At 70.3% G+C, this 15,880-nt stretch carries 16 protein-coding genes, 1 tRNA gene and 1 pseudogene; 2 read left to right on the top strand and 16 right to left on the bottom strand.

What is annotated here, in order from left to right; translation table 11 throughout:
* Window positions 1–40 precede the first annotated feature (40 nt).
* A tRNA-OTHER gene (locus IE252_RS32395) sits at window positions 41–112 on the bottom strand.
* A 180-nt stretch (window positions 113–292) separates the two neighbouring features.
* Between IE252_RS32395 and IE252_RS43480 the strand changes: the two genes are divergently transcribed.
* Together IE252_RS43480 and IE252_RS43485 are read left to right on the top strand one after the other, a co-directional pair.
* On the top strand, window positions 293–790 hold the full coding sequence (locus tag IE252_RS43480) for a recombinase family protein (RefSeq protein ID WP_229848928.1): 498 nt from the start codon (window positions 293–295) through the stop codon (window positions 788–790).
* 9 nt (window positions 791–799) lie between these two features.
* A complete protein-coding gene (locus IE252_RS43485) occupies window positions 800–1,210 on the top strand; it encodes a resolvase (RefSeq protein ID WP_229848929.1) in 411 nt (136 codons plus the stop codon).
* 283 nt (window positions 1,211–1,493) lie between these two features.
* Here the strand turns inward: IE252_RS43485 and IE252_RS32405 are convergent, their stop codons facing one another.
* The 15 genes and pseudogenes from IE252_RS32405 to IE252_RS32475 form a co-directional block, all read right to left on the bottom strand.
* Window positions 1,494–3,212, bottom strand: a complete 1,719-nt coding sequence (locus IE252_RS32405; protein ID WP_190093010.1) for an RICIN domain-containing protein — start codon at window positions 3,210–3,212, stop codon at window positions 1,494–1,496.
* Window positions 3,213–3,478: 266 nt separating this feature from the next.
* Window positions 3,479–3,719 (bottom strand): annotated as a pseudogene (locus tag IE252_RS32410) (helix-turn-helix domain-containing protein); the annotation flags it as partial.
* Between the two features lie 41 nt (window positions 3,720–3,760).
* The gene (locus IE252_RS32415; protein ID WP_190093011.1) at window positions 3,761–4,195 is read right to left on the bottom strand and encodes a hypothetical protein; all 435 of its coding nucleotides are present in this window, start codon (window positions 4,193–4,195) and stop codon (window positions 3,761–3,763) included.
* 67 nt (window positions 4,196–4,262) lie between these two features.
* A complete protein-coding gene (locus tag IE252_RS32420) occupies window positions 4,263–7,721 on the bottom strand; it encodes a LysM peptidoglycan-binding domain-containing protein (RefSeq protein ID WP_190093012.1) in 3,459 nt (1,152 codons plus the stop codon).
* Entirely contained in the window at window positions 7,721–8,179 is a 459-nt protein-coding gene (locus IE252_RS32425) for a pilus assembly protein TadG-related protein (protein WP_190093013.1), read from the bottom strand. Before IE252_RS32425 ends, IE252_RS32420 begins: the two co-directional genes overlap by 1 nt.
* Complete coding sequence (locus IE252_RS32430) at window positions 8,179–8,703, bottom strand: TadE/TadG family type IV pilus assembly protein (RefSeq protein WP_190093014.1); 525 nt, start codon at window positions 8,701–8,703, stop codon at window positions 8,179–8,181. The genes IE252_RS32425 and IE252_RS32430 overlap by 1 nt, the downstream gene beginning before the upstream one ends.
* Window positions 8,700–9,122, bottom strand: a complete 423-nt coding sequence (locus tag IE252_RS32435) for a TadE/TadG family type IV pilus assembly protein (protein ID WP_373298656.1) — start codon at window positions 9,120–9,122, stop codon at window positions 8,700–8,702. The genes IE252_RS32430 and IE252_RS32435 overlap by 4 nt, the downstream gene beginning before the upstream one ends.
* Entirely contained in the window at window positions 9,122–9,337 is a 216-nt protein-coding gene (locus IE252_RS32440) for a hypothetical protein (protein ID WP_190093016.1), read from the bottom strand. The genes IE252_RS32435 and IE252_RS32440 overlap by 1 nt, the downstream gene beginning before the upstream one ends.
* A 45-nt stretch (window positions 9,338–9,382) precedes the next feature.
* Window positions 9,383–10,267, bottom strand: a complete 885-nt coding sequence (locus IE252_RS32445) for a type II secretion system F family protein (RefSeq protein ID WP_190093017.1) — start codon at window positions 10,265–10,267, stop codon at window positions 9,383–9,385.
* Window positions 10,264–11,211, bottom strand: coding sequence for a type II secretion system F family protein (locus IE252_RS32450; RefSeq protein WP_190093018.1), 948 nt, complete (start codon window positions 11,209–11,211; stop codon window positions 10,264–10,266). Before IE252_RS32450 ends, IE252_RS32445 begins: the two co-directional genes overlap by 4 nt.
* The gene (locus tag IE252_RS32455) at window positions 11,208–12,695 is read right to left on the bottom strand and encodes a TadA family conjugal transfer-associated ATPase (protein WP_190093019.1); all 1,488 of its coding nucleotides are present in this window, start codon (window positions 12,693–12,695) and stop codon (window positions 11,208–11,210) included. Before IE252_RS32455 ends, IE252_RS32450 begins: the two co-directional genes overlap by 4 nt.
* Window positions 12,685–13,512 (bottom strand): CpaE/TadZ family protein, encoded by an 828-nt coding sequence (locus IE252_RS32460; RefSeq protein WP_190093020.1) that lies wholly within the window; start codon window positions 13,510–13,512, stop codon window positions 12,685–12,687. The genes IE252_RS32455 and IE252_RS32460 overlap by 11 nt, the downstream gene beginning before the upstream one ends.
* Window positions 13,512–14,210, bottom strand: a complete 699-nt coding sequence (locus IE252_RS32465; RefSeq protein WP_229848941.1) for an SAF domain-containing protein — start codon at window positions 14,208–14,210, stop codon at window positions 13,512–13,514. Before IE252_RS32465 ends, IE252_RS32460 begins: the two co-directional genes overlap by 1 nt.
* 30 nt (window positions 14,211–14,240) lie before the next feature.
* A complete protein-coding gene (locus IE252_RS32470) occupies window positions 14,241–15,005 on the bottom strand; it encodes an ATP/GTP-binding protein (RefSeq protein WP_229848930.1) in 765 nt (254 codons plus the stop codon).
* A gap of 77 nt (window positions 15,006–15,082) precedes the next feature.
* A complete protein-coding gene (locus IE252_RS32475) occupies window positions 15,083–15,610 on the bottom strand; it encodes a hypothetical protein (RefSeq protein WP_190093021.1) in 528 nt (175 codons plus the stop codon).
* Between the last annotated feature and the right edge of the window lie 270 nt (window positions 15,611–15,880).

The raw sequence follows: 15,880 nt of genomic DNA on the forward strand, positions 1-15,880 counted from the left end.
CCGAAATGAAGATATGCCCGAAATCAAGATCGGTCCGGCGATCGTGAGGCGGGATTCGAACCCGCGACCTCCGCCACGCAGGTAGCGGCGCTCAACCCGCTGAGCTACTCGGCCCGGGCGGCGTTCCGTAGGCGTCGGCAAACGTTCGAATGACGACAGGCTGCGTGCGCGTCCAATGAACCCGTGCAATCCAAGGGCTCGCGGCGGCCCGAATCCAATCAGATCCGATGGTGATTGCTGACAGGGTTTGACGACAGATAGGGTCCATTCCTCCGCAAGGAAGGGGCACTCGGTGGCGAACCTGGTCTACAAGCGGGTCTCGACCGACCAGCAGTCGACCGACCGTCAGAACCTCGTCCTGGACGAGGCCGGGATCGAGGACCCGGTCGTCTTCGAGGAGGAGCCGGGCACCTCCAGCCGCCTCCACCCGCTTGAGCGGCCGAAGTTCAGCGAGCTGCTGATGTACGCGCGGCCGGGCGACACCGTGCACATCTCCGAGATGTTCCGCCTGGTGCGCGGCACCGGGCACATTCTCGACCTCCTCGACGTCCTCCACCGCGACCGCCTCGCCCTGCGCATCCACGACGGCGCGTTCTCCGCCATGGACCTCACCGCCCGCCACCCGCGCACCGGCGAGCTGCTGTCCACCGTGAAGTTCATGGTGCAGACCCTCGCCGCCGCCGGCGAACTCCAGCGCGACCTCCAGCGTGAACTGACCTACGACGGACTGCGCGCCGCCGAGGCCAAGGGTAACAAGGGCGGACGCCGCCCGGCCGTCACGGCCGCGTAGGCCGCCGCCGTGCGCGCCGGGTACCTGGGCGGCCGGTCCATCGCCGGTCTGGCCCGCGACCACCACGTCAGCCGGGGTGCCATCCGCACGGCCGTCGCCGACCTCATGCCCGAGCACACCACCGACCACCAGGACGCCCCGGCCCCGGAGTTGCCGGTCACCCTCGACATGCCGGGCAAGGTCGCCGACTTCCTCCGCGCGGCCGACCTGGAGCCCGCCGAGCAGGCCGCGCTCGACCAGGGCGTGACCGTACGGCGCGGCCAGGGCTACACCCTCCGCGTCCCCGCGGTGCCCTCGGTCCACCGTCAACTCCTCGGCCGCTGCCAGCCGCTCGACGCCCCCGCAGCGATCCCCGCCCAGCGCAAGGCCCGCCGCGAGTACGCGAACCGCGTCAGCACCCTCGGGACCGAGACCCCGTAGCAAGCCATCCGGGCTTCAAAATCAAGGGGCTTCCGACCTGCGACATGTCGAAGGCCTTCGCCGTTCCGCCGGTCACCAGCGCCTTCGGATCGAAGGGCCAGGGTCGAAACCTACTGGCGGGTTACTTGCTCCCTGGTGTCCGGGCTAGGACTCCGGGGCCGATCCGTGAGGAGGGAGGCGCCCCCGTACTCGCGGGGCGCCTCCCTCGGGCCGTACGGCCGTGCTCGTACGGGGTCCGCGTCCGCGCCGGTACATCGCGGAACGGGAGCCGCACGGGGTGGGGCTAGAAGCCCTTGATCACCCAGTCCTGGACGTCGGGCGTGGGGCTGCCCTGGGTCCACAGGGTCAGCCAGACGCCGTTGCCTAGGGAGTTGCCCTTGGGCGTGATGGCCTTGCCGTAGGCGTTGACGGCGACGCCGTCCGCGGCCGGGGAGAACCTCTGGACGTCGCTGGCGGGGTTGCAGGTCCACAGGGTCAGCAGCGCGCCGTTGGTGTTGGCGCCGTTGGCCTCGGGCGTGATGCACTTGCCGCTCGCCTTGTGGACGATCAGACCGTTCTCATACTTCCATCGCTGGCTGTCCGAGCCCGTGCAGGTCCACACGGTGATGGGGGTGCCGTTGGCGGTGGCGTTGCCCTGGGGGGTCGCGCAGACGGAACCCGCCTGGTGGAAGTTGGTGAGCCAGCTCCAGCCGTCGACGGGCTTACCGGCTTCGGGGTCGACGTTGAAGACGACCCGGCGCGGTCCGCTGGAGTCCACCAGTGCCTCGTTGGCGCCCCAGAGCCGCTTGGCATGGGGGTCCCACGACAGTCCCTGGGTCAGCTGGGGCGCCTGGGTGAGGACGTGCGGCGCTTCACCGGGCTTGGCCACGTGGATGCAGGAGTAGAGCTCGGTGCCGCCCGGCCAGTACGTCGGGCAGGTGCCGCTCATGTAGTAGGTGGTGCCGTCGGTGGCCGTGCCCTGGATTCCCCACACGGGAGAGGTGTAGCCCGTGGTCTCCGAGGCCACCTTGGTGGGCAGGCCGGTCCCGAGGGCCGACAGGGGCCAGCGGACGATGCGCGCACCCGCGCCGTTCCGGTTCTCCGCCGAGACCAGGACCGGCGTCGTACCGGAACTGTCGATGCTCAGGCTGCTCAGGCACAGCTCGCTTCCGACGACGGACGGGCCGCAGGCGCGGGGGCTGTTGTTGACGTACGCCGTGGAGAGCTTGTCGACCTGGGCGCTGCTGACGGTGCTGTAACGCGCGACGAGCGGCATCGCCCAGAGGTGGTAGCGGGCGGAGGTCTTGCCCGCGGCCAGACCGGTGGAGGCGCTCGTGGTGTCGGTCATGCGCCACATGCGCGTCAGGTCGAAGACCTGCAGTTCCGCGCCGTTGGCGACGAACAGCCGGTTGCCGTACCAGGCGACGCCGTCCGAGTGCGAGGGGTACTGGAGCGACTTGAAGTTGCCGCTGATCGGTTCCACGAGTGCGATGTGGCCGTACTTGACCTGGCCGCCGGCCGACTCCGCGATCGAGACCCTCGCATAGTCCTCGATGGTCGGCGGAGTGCGGCCGCTGACATACGTGCCGTGGTACCAGGAGGTGGCGGTCAGGGAACGCCCCTGGTAGAGCCCGTCAGGGGTGGCGGCATGCGAGCCGGCGAAGCCCTGTGGCATCCAACCGCCCGCACCATCGGCGTAGTTGGACCTGTCGTCCTCGTCATCCCAGCAGTAGCCGTCGGGTTTGAGGGCGGCGTTGAGGCCGGTGGCGTGGCAGAGGCCCGGGCGTCCCGTGCGGGTGCCCAGGACGTCGGTGACGGACGCCTTGGTGACACCGGAGGTCTCGGCCGAGTCGATGAGGGTGGTCTTGTCCCCGTCTACGCGCGTGAGGGTGAAGTTCGCGGCGAACGGGTCCAGGCCGGAGGCGGCCTGGGCGGGCTGGACGGGGAGCAGGAAGGAGGCGGCTACGGTCGCCCCGAGTGTCAGCTGGGCGAGGCGGCTTCTTCGTCCGAACAAAAGTTTCATTTGGCGAGGTTAAGCGCTGGCTGCCCGTCATGATCATTTTCTTCACACGGTCTCCACGCGGGATGTGAGCCGGCGCGGCCCAGGGCGCGGCGAGTACGTGGTTCGCTGCACGGTGGTGGCGGGGCTGCCGGCGCGACCGTGGGGTCGGGGGTTTACCTCGGTCACCTTGGGGAGCGCCTTGCCCAGATGGGCCTCTATGAGTCCCGGCGAGTCGGAGACGAGCACCAGAACGTTGCCGGTGCGAAACGCTGTCTGCTGGACGACTTGATGCGGTCGGCCGCGGACTTGGACAGGATGAGCTCGCGCAGCGTCACGTTGGTGCGCCAGTACACCGCAGACCAGCAGCGCCCGGTCCTCCAGCCCCCTGCTTCCACGGCTGGCCTCGGCGGACCGCGTCTGCCCCTTCACGTGGCAGCATCGTGATCAGCTTGCCGCACTGGCGCGGGCTCGGGGCCTGGTGAACGGGACAGTCCAGGACGGTGCCAACGCCGTGATCACACCAGACACGGCGATACCTCACACGGTTCCCGCCGGTACCGGCGTGCTGATCACTCGCTGGACAGGCGCAGATCCCCGGACCAGGTGTCGCACCGGACACGGCCGGAGCCGAAAGTGATCTCCAGTGCGATCCGTCCGAGATCCGGGTCCGTTTCTTCGCGTACCGCCAGGACCGTTGCGCCGAGGTGGTCCGCGAAAGGGGTCTCGCCGTCAGCTGGCGCCACCTGGATGCGGCCCGGCTCCGCCATCGCGTATCCCTCGAAAGGGAGCCATGTCTGTACGATCAGGCACCATTCCGACCCGGTCGTGACGTGGGTGGCGGTCTCCTCGCCGTCGATCAGCCACACATCCAGCGGTCCGGACCGCGGCTCCGTGCCGTACAGGTGCCACGATGCCAGCACTCGTTTAAGGCGTCGCCCGACCAGGTAATCAGGAAGCATGCCGGCCCCGTGCAACGGGCACTCGTTCCACCGCTTCGACTCCACCCAGCGACCGTACCGTCAGACAAAGCCCCAGCTCACGCGCTTATACAGGACAGTCTTCAGACGGCACTTAGGCCTTGCGGGCGTTGAGGAGTTCGTCGATGAGTTGTTCCGTCTCGGTCTCCAGGGAGCAGCCGAGTGTCTGGTTGACGTGTTGGACGCGGGTGATGGCGGTATGCAGTCCCGAGCGGTTCCCACACGCTGCTTCCAGCCGGATCCAGGCCCGGTACAGAACCTCGGCCGATTCATCGACGCCGAGGCCGGTCACGATGGCGTGGCGTGCGGCGGTCAGGTCGTGGTGTGGGCCTTGGGGGGTGCGGTGGGTGGTCACGGTGTGGGCGACGTCGATGATCCGGGTAAGCATCTCCTGCTGCAAGGGCTCGGCCCACGGCGGCGGCTGGCCGCCGAACGGCGTGCCTCGTACCAGTGCCAGTGCCGCTTCCAGGTCGGCGAGGCCTGCCGGTCCCATCGGCAGTGCGCGTTCGGAGAGGCGCAGGAAGTGGCTCCAGTCGCAGCGCACGCTTGGGGCGAGTTGGTAGGGGTCTTCGCGGGTCTTGCGTCGGGGGACGTAGAGGGTGCCGGAGGGGTCGCTGCCCAGGCAGCTGCGCAGGCCCTGGATCCGTGTGTTGAGGGTGCGCGTCGTCCACGGATGGCTGGGGTCCATGTCGGCACACAGGACTTCGGCGCTGCGCCCGGGCCGGAAGTAGAGAAGTGCGGCGAGTTGCTGCAACTTCGGGCCGTGGCCGGTGTTGTCCACGCCCGTCACGTCCACCGGGCCGAGGACGCGGATCTCGGGGGCGTGCAGGTCGGGTGCGGTGCGGTCAGCCACCGTGGGAGGTCCCCCTTGCACGCCGGAGGCTGCGGGAGTGTCGCCTCGTGCCGCCCGCGGGTTGGTGAGGGCGGAAATGGGCGTCGGGGAGACGGGGGTCCGGGGAGCTGCTGCTTGGGCGCTCGGTTCGGCTTCGGCTTCGCGTGGCTGCGATGCCCTGGGGACGGTCTGGAGGCGGATCCCGGAGGGATTGGTGGTGGCGGCGAGCAGGGCCGGGAACACCTCGTCTGTGGCCTCTGTGGTCACTGTCGGCTTCGGACCTGGGGAAGTGGTGGCTTCGGGCACAGGGAGTTCCTGGGTTGGTGTCGGGTTGGTCTGCTGGATGGCGCCGGGCTCGTCCGGGACGTCCTTCCAGGCTCCTGCGGCCGGTTGAGGTGGCTGTCCGGAGGCTTTGAGGGCGTTGGCGATCTGCTGGTAGGCGGCGTGTTCCAGGCGCTGCACGGTGATCGTCGTGCCGGTGCAGTCCAGGGTCTGGGGGGCGTTGAGGGAAGCGTTGAGGGTTTCCGCCTGGGGGAAGTGGCCGCACGCCGTGTTCGCCGGGGCGATCAGTGTGACGGGGAGGGATCTGGCTGTGTCGAGGAGGTCAGCGAACTGCCAGGAGATGTCCGGGCCCAGCGCGGATGCGCACAGAAGCACATAGGGATGATGCGCTGTGTCCGGTATCTGGTGTGTCTCCAGCAGTCGTTCGCTCAGGTCGCGCAGTGCATGGGTGGCTTGGCGCAGGTGGGTGATCCGCGCGGTGGGCAGCAGCTGTGGCAATTCCTCACCGAATCCGACGGTGACAATCTCGGCGCCTGCGGCCCACGGGCTCATGGCGAGTTCGAGGGCGAGGGAGGTACAGACCTCGGTGATGTGGAGTGGGGTGCCGTCCAGCAGGAGGGCGGGCAGCTGTGCGAGGTTGAGGAGCAGCAGGTCGCCCGCTGTGGTGCTGCCGATGGTGACCAGTGTGGGATAGGGCGGCGGTATGTCCTGGGCGGCCTCTTCGTCCAGGAGGGTGGCGTCAGCGGGCAGGACCCACCAGCCGCCCTGTCCGGCGGTGAAGGGTGCTACTGGTTCCTGGGCCTGGTCCTCGGGCAGTACCTCGATGGTCCGGGTTCCGATCCGGGCGGCCCGCAGCGGTGGCAGCAGCGTGGTGTCGTCGTCCCGCTGGGCTAGGTGGTGGGCGAGGGTGCGCAGTGCCGCGTCCAGGCGGGGTGCGTCGTCTTTGTCGGCGGCTGCCGCCAACTGGGCCTCGGCAGTGGATGTCTGTGGCGCGATGGCGATTGTCTCGCCGGGTTTGCGGCGGCGGCGCTGCAGGGTGCGGCGCAGGGCGAGCGCGCTGGTGACAGCAGCCGCGAGCAGTGCGCCGGCGCCGAGCACGGTGCGTTGGTTCAGCGGGCTGCTGGCGGGAGCCGTCGCCGGGGTGGCCTGGCCCTGCGCGGTGGGCGGGGAGGTAGGGGTGCTGGACGATTGAGCTGGCGGCAGCGGCGCAGTGGTCGGGGACGTTGTACGGGCCCGGGGTGCGGTGGGGGTGCTGGTGGACGGCGATGCCTGCTCCCGCCCGGGCTGTGCCGGGCGCTGGGACGGCGGGCTGGCGGACGACGCGTGGGGAGCAGGCGCGTCGGTCTGGCTCGGCGCACGGCCGGCCCCGTCGCCTGGGCTCTGGGCCGGCTTCTGCGCAGCCTCGGGATTCTGGGTGGCTGGGGGAGCGGTCTGCCGATGACCGGTGTCGTCACCTCGGGTGTGGCCCTGAGAATGTCGGGGCTGCTGGGTGCCGGGCACGGTCACCTGCTGACCCGGGTAGATGACGTCCGGGTTGGTAATCGCGGGCAGGCCATGCGGCTGGGGTGTACCCCGGCTGACTTCGAACAGGCGGGACCACTGGTTCCCGTCGCCGAGTTCCTCTGCCGCGATCCTCGACAGGGAGTCGCCCGGGTGGACCGTGACCGCGCGCTCGCCCCGCACCTGAGCAGGGGTGCTGTCCCCCCGCTGCGTACGGGCGCCCTCCGCCGCTTTGCCGGTCCCGGGCATCCGTAGCTGCCAGCCGGGCTGGAGGAAGCGGTTCGCCCGGAATGGTGTGCCGTCGGCCATGGTGCGCCCCTCGTTGAGCTCGGCGATCTCCCGCCACCGCTCGCCGTCGCCCAACTGCTGCTCGGCGATGCCCCACAGGCTCTGCGCGGGCCGCGTCTGTCGCACGGTGTACGTCGTGCTGGCTGCCGCCGTGGCCGCTTCGGGCGTCGTGCCGTCTTCGGTCTGAGTGGCCTGCGGTGCCGGGGTCTGCCCGGGCAGGCGGGCCGCCGTGGCGGTCTGCCCGGTGGGTGGGGTGGAGGCGAGGGCCGCGCTGGTGGGCAGGAGCGCCACGATGCTGCCGATCAGCAGGGCTGCGGCGCGCTGCGAGGCACCCATTCCGCGCGGGACATGCCAGGCACGGCCCCGCACCTGGGCGATGAGTTCGCGTACGGCGCAGAACGTGAACTGCCCCCACCCGGCCCAGCCGGCCGTGACGAGCAGCAGCAGGAACACCGCGCCGGTGTCCTGTCGGTCCAGCAGGTGTACGACGTCGTCGTGGGTGGCAGCCCAGATGGCCGGGGTGGCCCACGCCAGCAACAGCGGCAGCCCGATGACCGTGGTCACTAGGGCCAGCAGACCCAGCACGGCCGTGAGGACCCGCACCAGCGTGCGGCCCGGGGATGCGGCGTGCAGGGAGCTGGTGGTGCGCATCAGTGCCCTGGCCCTTCTGGGGCGGTGACGCCCTGCAGGAGGGTGGCCGTGGCGTGGCCGGTCACCGGCAGAGAGCCGATGCCCACCGCGGCGAGGAATTTCGTGGGGCAGGAGGCGGTGATCGTGACGGTGAGCGTCTTGCCGTCGCCGGACACGGTGGCCGTTCCGTTGGCACCGGCGGAGCGCAGGTACGCCTGGGCTGCCGCCTGTGCAGCCTGCGGTTCCACGACGGTCGCTGTCCCGCTGATCGCGGCGGCGGGGCTCAGGGCTTGCCCGCCCGCCCGGGCGGCTTCGCCGGCGAGGTAGTCGGCGCGTTCGGTTGCCCGCATCGTGCTGCCGCCGTCAACGGCGACGCCGATGATGCCGATCAGCGCGGTGACGCACACGGCGACGAATACGCTGACGCCACCCCGGTCGTCCCGTCGTGCGCGGCGCAGGCACCTGTGAGGGAAGTGCATCAGGCACCCCGTGTCGAAACAGCCGTGGGTTCGGCGGCAGCCGTGACTTGGGGATGGGGGAGGCCCAGGGCTCTTTGCCGGTACTGGTCCACTACCGAGGTCGCCGTCGCGGTGAGTGTTTTGGCTCCTGGCAGGCCCGGCAGCAGGAGGTCGGCCAGGGGGACCGTGCAGGTCACGGTGACCGTGACGGTGCCGACCTGCCCGACGGGCACGCGCAGACCGCCGGTGTCGATGCTGACGCTGGTCGATGCGCACGCGATGCCCTGGTCCTGCAAGGACTCATCAGCCGCCGACCGTGCGGCACTTAGGGCCGCTGCGGCGGTGCGGTGGATCGAGGCTTCGCGCGCCGCATCCTGGGCCGCCGCGTCGATCTTCGCGCCGGAGGTGACGATCCGGCCGCCGGCGAGCGCCAGACACACGAACATGATCAATGCGGGGAGGATGATGGTCGCCTCGATCGCGGCGCTGCCCTCGTCACCATGTCGTGTGCGGGCCCATTGGGCTGCGCATCGCGCCTGTTTCACGGCCTTGCCACCCAGCGTTCCAGGGGCCCGGACGCTGACTGGGTCACCCGCAGACCCGGCACACCCGGCAGGATCGACGGGGCTGTGCCCGAAACCCGCACCCGCACACGCTGCCCGTCGGTGCTGGCTGCGACGCTGTAGCGGTGCAGGCTGTCCCCGGCGGTACGCGCCAGCACGTTGCGTGCCTGGGCCGCACCCTCGGCGGGGGTGGAGTGGTAGGCGCGGGCGGTGGTGAGGCCTTCACGGGCCGCGGTCAGGGCGATCTGGCGGGCGTAGTACCACAGGGAGGCCTGGATGACGGTGACCGTGGCGAGCAGCACGAACGGGAAGATGATCGCCATCTGAATGGCGGTATCGCCGTGGTCATCGCGCCATCGTCGCTTGTGCCGTCCGTTGGTCAGTTGCCTCGAGGGAGTCATCACAGGCCGAGGACGTGGCCGTTGTATTTGGCGATGACGATGGCCATGGATCCGGAGATCAGGATGGCGCCGAGGATGGCGGAGCCCCAGATGATGGCGGTGGTGATGGAGATGTCGCCCTGGTCGGGCCGGCGGGCAGCCTTGCGAAGGCTTGCTCGAACGCGCGTGGTCAGCTGGAGCACAGCACGGCGGGTGCGGGCTGCGATGTGCGTCATGTGCTTGCCTTTCGTTGTGGAGCGTTTGGCGAGGCGGCGGTCGTTTTAGACGGTCAGCATGCGTATGACGGCGGGGAAGGCCATCAGGAGCATCATCAGGACGGCCAGGAGGGCTCCAGGCGCGGTCATCGATTCGCTGGCCGCGTTCGCCTCGGCGGCCTGATCGGCGAGCAGTTCGGCGTCGAGGGCGGCGGTGCGGGCACGCAGCGCCTTGTAGACGGCGGCGCCGTCGGTAGCTGAGCCGCGCATGATGTCGGCGACGTCGTCCAGGACGGGCAGGCCGTACTGGACGGACAGGTCCGCGAGTGCTTGGTAGGGCGGGATTTTCTCCAGTCGGGCCCGGCGCAGCGCGCCCTGCAGATACAGGAAGGGCCACCCTTCACCAACTTGGGCGGCTTTCTCCAGGGCTTCGGCGGGGCCGGCGTCGGCGGCCCGCTTGAGCGCGACCAGGTCCAGGTAGGCGGACAGGGCGTGGGCGAATTGGTCGCGTGCCCGCTTGGCCTGGTCGCGTACGGCGAGATCGGGGATAAGGAACAGCACGCCTGCGACGAGAAGCCCAGCACCCGTGGGTACGTAGAAGGGCAGGCCCACACCGGCGATGGTCCACGGAATCGCGGCGATTGGCGGGCCGAGCAGGCCGAAGGCGGCGAGCGCGGTCTTCTTGAGCATGAACTGGCCCGGCCCCTGCCCGAGCAGAGCCAGGTCCGTGGTGGGCACCCGCACGCCCGGCAGCCGCCCCACGCGGGCCAGCAGCCACCGGCCCCACCTCTCCTCGCGGTCCAGATCCGGTTCGGGCGCCCTCAGGTCCGCCGGGGCGCTGCGTTCAAGGGCTGTGGCCAGCGCGGGCTGGGGTGTGAGGAGTTCGCGGATCAGGAGGGCGAGTCCGGTGCCGGCCGTGGCACCGGTCATCACGACGGGCAGCAGGTTCACAAGGCGGCTCCTTGCGGCGTGTGAGCGGCCACCGGTAATTCCGGTGCGGGTATCGGCAGCCGGACAGTGCTGGCTGGGTCGGTGACCAGGAAGCGGGGGATGCGTCGGAAGGAGCCGAGCTGCCGCATCAGGGTCAGCACGCCGACGAGCCCGCACGTCAGGAGGGCGAGGACGAGCTGCCCCAGCAAGGTGGAGTACGGGCGGGTGTAGGACGGCACGAAGAACCCGCTCACCACGACGGCGATGGTGATGAGAGTCATCCATCGCACGGTGGTGCGGGGTTTGGCCCGGTCCGCCTCGATGGAGCGTTTTTTCGCGACTTCTTCGCGGACGGTTGCCGACAGGTCCTCCAGGGCCTGTGCCAGGCCCGGTCCGCGGTCGTCGGCTGCCAGGATGAGCGCGGCACTGACCTTGTCCGCGGTGACATCGTCCAGTTCATCGGCGAACGCACGCAGCGCTCCCTGGGGCCGCCAGCCCAGCCGCAGCCGGTCGGACAGGGTGACGATCTGCGGGGCGAGCTCGCCGGGTGCCCCCTGACGGCTGGTGATCATCGCCTGTTCCAGGCCCATGCCGAGGCGGAGCAGACCGGCCAGGCGCTGGGTCCACTCGCTCAGGCCTTCGAGGCGGCCGATGTGCTCCTTGGCCATCCGTGCCGGGGTGATCAGCCAGGGCACGCCGATGACGGCCGCGCCCAGCAGCGCACCGCCGACAAGATTCCCGCTGATCAGCCACACGGCCACGCAGATCACACCCCCTGCGGCCATCACGCTGCGCCGGCGCAGCCGGGCGCCCGCGCCCCGAGGGCGCCCACCGCGCAGCGCCGCCTGCCAGCGCAGGCGCAGCGGGGCCCGGCGCGGCGCTGTGGTGCCTACGGCACCCGCCACGACACCGAGCAGCCCGCTGGTGAGCGCCATGCCGCCGAGCAGGGCGCACAATAAGGTCATCGGCCCGCCCCCATCGTCAGGGATAGCGGCTGTGTCCAGGCCCCGTAGGGCTGTTGCAGCAGAGCGGAGTCGAAGCCGGCGCGGCGCAGGTCGTCGATACACGCCGGTGCCATCCGCGGCACGGCCCGTAGCTCGCCCCACTCGCGGCCGGGGGAGAAGACCTCATTGGTGGCCGGGCGCCCGCTCTCACCGATCCCGGTCACCTCCAGGACGTGGGAGACGTAGCGGTGACGGTGGCCGCCGATCTGCGTCTCGTCCGTCATGTCGATGAACACCACGAAATCCAGCCCGTTGGCAATCTGCCGGTAGGCGAGCTGCTCGGAGAGCGTGCCCTGGGCGAGCGCATACAGCTCGGCGATCCGGTCGAAGACGACGTCGGGGCGCCGGGCGTGGATGGTGCACAGGTTGCCGCCCGACCCGTTCGTCAGCGCCTGCATCATCGCGACGATCTCCGGTCCGCGGACCTCGCCGACCACGATCCGCTCCAGCGACATCCGCAGCGCCGGATGCATCAAGTCCAGCAGCGTGACCTCACCGGCGCCGCGCCCGCTGCCGTCCTTCTCCCCGTTGGACTCGCGGCCCACCAGGGACACCACCTGCGTGTGGTAGCCGGTGGCGTGGGCGAACAGCTCGTCCTCGCTCTGGATGGTGGCGAAGCGGCAGTGCGGGTCGAACTCCCTGAGCAGCGCCCGCAGCAGCGTGGTCTTCCCGGCCTTCTGCTTCCCCGCGATCATCAGGTTCTTCCCGGCCCGTACGGCGGCGCCGAGGAAGTCACGCAGGACCGTATCAAGGGTGCCCATGCGCACCAGGTCGTCGAGATCCGCGTGGGAGACCCGGTGGCGGCGGATGACCGCGTACGTCATCGGCCCCAGCCCCGTGATGGCCTGCAGGCGCGAGCCGTCCCCCAAGGACAGAGCCAGCGTCGGGCTGGCGGTGGAGATGGTGCGCTCGCTGTGCCCGGAGCCGCGGGCCAGCTCCCGCAAGAGCTCCAGCAGTTCCTCCTCCGAGTCCGCGACCGGCCCCACCCGGCGCCGCTCGCCGGCGCCATAGTCCAGCCACACCTCGCCGGGGCCCTGGATGAGGATGTCCTCGACCCGGTCATCGTCCAGATACGGCTGCAAACGGCCCGCGCGGAACAGCAGGTCGTACACCGCGCGCCGCAGCGCCTCGTCCTGCGGGGGCGTCATCGCCTTGGCGTCCGACCACAGCGCGACGGCCTCGGCGATCCACTGCAGGCAGCGCTGTTCCTCACTGGCCCGGTCCATACCGGGCCGCACCTTGAGGAGTTCCTCTCGCTGCTTGGCCACCTGGGACCCGATCTCCCGGACCACCCGGTAGTCGACCGAGACGGCGGGGACCGCCGCTCCGGACCGTCGGGTGCCTGAGGCGGCGCCCGTGAGCGTGGGCGTGCCGTTGGTCTGGCGTGTGTGTTCCTGGGGCGGCGGTGCCACGGTGGGGTCGGGGTGCAGGGGCCTAGCGTGCATGGGGTGTCTCCCCGTCCGTTGCGCGCGGATCGTGTGGATGCAGGCGCTCCCGGCGCAGGGCGGCCCGCTGGATGAGTACCTGGCTGGTGGTGCGGGCGGCCTTCATGAGCGCCGTGCTGGTGAACCGGCGGGGAGCTTCGGTGCCGTCGGACAGCACGCGGGCCTCGTCCGGTGCGTAGGGCAGGGTGGCGGTCACCGGCACCTGTAGCACGCGCCGTACCTCACCCGCCGGATACGGCCCCTCGTCAATCAGAAGGACACTGACGTCACCGAGGCGTTCGTGCAGGGCGCGCACCCGACTTTGGGCTGCGTGCAGACCGCGCAGGGTGTTGCGGGCCACCACGACCGTGGCATCCGCCTGTTCGGCCAGCACCCCGCTCGGCCCGTACGCGCCGCGTCGGCCGAGGTCGATGAGCACGTCGTGGCCGCTCATGGTGTCGATGCCCCGGAACATCTCAGCCAGGATCGTCCACACCGGCCTGAGGCTCGCGGCGTGCGCGGGGTCGGTGATGCCGGGCAGCAGCAGCCTCTCGCGCGGCGACTCCCGCTGGCCGTCTGTGCGGCTCAGGTCGATGAGCTGGCGCCAGAAGGCGTCGCTGAACTCTCCTGTGCGGGCGGCCACCGAGAGATTGCGCAGCCCGTAGCGGTCGCCGAGCGTGCCCTGCAGCAGGCCGTGTGCCGCGGCGCCGCCGTCCGGGTCGCACTCCGCCAGGATCATCCGCCGGCCCGTCTTGAGCGGCCACGCCAGCAGCAGGGCCAGGCCGGTCGTGGTCACGCCGGGCGCCCCGCTGCAGCCCGCGAGGGCGATCACCGCCATCACGGACCCTCCAAAGCGGCCAGCACCAGGCGCAGGGTGCCGGCCGCCTCCCACGCGGCGGCCGTGGGGCCGTCGGTCGCGGCGGTGGCCACGTCCACGACCACGATCCCCGTGCCGGGTGCCGCGCCCGAGGCTTTCACGATGCGGCCCACAAGGGTCTTGGGGGACGCCTCCGGCGCCTTGCCCGCATCGGCGCTGCCTGGGGCCGGGACGTGCACCAGCTGCACCCTCTGGCCCGCCGCCAACCCCGTGGCGGGGATCTGCTTGGGCTCCAAACCGACCGGCACCACCTGCTCGCCGGGCTTCACCAGCAGGTCCTTCGTCACCTGGGTGGGGGCGAGCAGGGAGCCGGGCTTCAGTTCCACGGCGGCCCGCTGGCCCACCACCGACGCCAGGTTGTCGGCGCGCACCGCCTTGACAGCCGGGTCCAGGGCAAGAGACGCCCGGCCCAGGTCGTGCTGGCTCAGGACCTGGCCGACCTGGACGTCACGGACCACGGTCACCACCTGCGTGCGGTGGCCGACCTGGAGCACAAGGACCGCAACTCCGGTGCCTCCGGCGGCGATCAGCGCCAGGGACAGGGCGATGACGCCGGGGCGCCGCCTGCGCGCCGAGACCCGGGGCGGAGCCACCGGTCCGCCGACAGCGTGCTGCTGGGGGATACCGTTCGCGCCTGCGGTGCCGGGATACTGCGGGATCTTGCTCACCGTTGTCTCCTTCCGGCGGCGCTATCGGACGACTTGGACTTCGCCGACGGCGACCGCAACGACGCTGTGGCGGACTTCCGTGAGCTGGCCGGCCTGTCCGCCGCCCTGCCAGGCGATCGCCCACGTCGACGTCGCGGTCACCGGAAATCTGCCACCGTGGGCATCGGCCGAGGTGGTGGTGTACAGGTGCCCACAGGTCGGAGACGGGGCCATGGCCTCGGAGGAGGTGTACGGGGTCCCGGGCCCAGAGCAGGTCACGGCGACGCCGTCGCCCATCGACCACACGATCTTCGACACCTTTGCGGTCGCGGTGACGGTGATCCCGCCCGCCGACGCCGACGCGGTATTCGGCCCGTAGGTAGTGGGACTCTGGTGGACCCACAACCACATCGGGACACCCACGGTGTAGCGTCCGCCCGCCCTCGGGCTGGCGATGTCCGGTCCCAGTAGCGTCATGGAGTCGACCGCGCGCTGGGCCAGCTCCCGCGGATCGACCTGCGGCACGGGTGGCTGCCCCTGCGGCACGACGACGAAGCCGTCGGGGTTGTCCAGGCCACCGTCCGAGCACGACATGAAGTACATGTCGAACTTCGTAGGGTCCTTGCCCTCCCAGGCCGGGTGCGCGGGCGGAGGCTCCGGCTCGACCTTGGTGTACTGGCACTTCAGCCTGCTGCCGCTGGCACTGCTGCCGCTCGACCCACCCGCCTGCCCCGTCGTGCCGCCGGTCTTGCCGCCGACGCTAACGCCGACACAGAACTTGACGGACTGACAGGTCCCGGCACGCACATTCGGATCGTGATCGGCGTGCGCGACCGAGGCCGAAGCCAGGACTAAGGCCCCGGTGGCGGCGGCGAGGCGCCCTGCTAACAGGACTGCTCTTGAGCGGTCAGCTTGGTGACCATCCACATTGTCCCCCACTGTTCCAGCGTTGCCGTGCTGACGTAGGTGATGAGCCGCGTCGTGGGCAGCGGCACCTTCCGCTTCGAGGCCTTGTCGACCAGCGTCCAGTTCGTCGTGTCGACACAGTCGACGACCGTCGCCGTGGGGACTCTGCCGTGGGTCACGGTGACGACCCTCGGACGGATCACCGGCCTGCCGGTGGTCACCTGCCCGGCCTTCCGCATGGCCACCAGGTCGCTCTCGACGTCGGCCAGCGCCTTGAAGGTGGTGTTCTTCTGAAGGTTGGTTCCCGCGGAAGAGGCCTTGCTGTAGGCCTCGGTCTGCGCGTCCCAAGAGCCGGTGTATGCCGCGATGATGGCCGCGTCTGCGGCGTCAGCGGTGGAACTGGCAGAGCGCGAGACAGCCGTGTGGGTGGGGCTGGGTTTGGACGATGCGGGGGAGTCGCTGCCGCTGCATCCGGCCAGTGCCGACAGGCTCCCGGCAAGGAGCACTGCGGCGGCGTGTCTTCGGGTGCGAGCAGCGATGGCGTGTGCGGATAAGGGGTGTTGTGGAGCTGTCACGTGGTCTCCCCGTAGGGCGCGGTGCGGCTGACCGTTGTCCCTGGCCTCCGGCATGCGGCAGCCCAGAGCTATGGCCCAGGCCAACTGGGTGGTGCGCTTGAGCCACAGCAAGGCTACGCAGATATGAGCCCATTTCCCGGGTGATATTCCAGGCAAATCGTGTATTACGGTGCAATTATGAACGTATTCTGAACCGGTGTT

It is taken from the genome of Streptomyces melanogenes (assembly GCF_014649795.1).
Lineage (GTDB): Bacteria > Actinomycetota > Actinomycetes > Streptomycetales > Streptomycetaceae > Streptomyces > Streptomyces noboritoensis.

Coding starts and splice junctions, on each gene's coding strand:
- IE252_RS32405 (WP_190093010.1), bottom strand. CDS start 3,212: ATGAAACTTTTGTTCGGACGAAGAAGCCGCCTCGCCCAGCTGACACTC.
- IE252_RS32420 (WP_190093012.1), bottom strand. CDS start 7,721: ATGCGCACCACCAGCTCCCTGCACGCCGCATCCCCGGGCCGCACGCTG.
- IE252_RS32425 (WP_190093013.1), bottom strand. CDS start 8,179: ATGCACTTCCCTCACAGGTGCCTGCGCCGCGCACGACGGGACGACCGG.
- IE252_RS32435 (WP_373298656.1), bottom strand. CDS start 9,122: ATGACTCCCTCGAGGCAACTGACCAACGGACGGCACAAGCGACGATGG.
- IE252_RS32440 (WP_190093016.1), bottom strand. CDS start 9,337: ATGACGCACATCGCAGCCCGCACCCGCCGTGCTGTGCTCCAGCTGACC.
- IE252_RS32450 (WP_190093018.1), bottom strand. CDS start 11,211: ATGACCTTATTGTGCGCCCTGCTCGGCGGCATGGCGCTCACCAGCGGG.
- IE252_RS32455 (WP_190093019.1), bottom strand. CDS start 12,695: ATGCACGCTAGGCCCCTGCACCCCGACCCCACCGTGGCACCGCCGCCC.
- IE252_RS32460 (WP_190093020.1), bottom strand. CDS start 13,512: ATGGCGGTGATCGCCCTCGCGGGCTGCAGCGGGGCGCCCGGCGTGACC.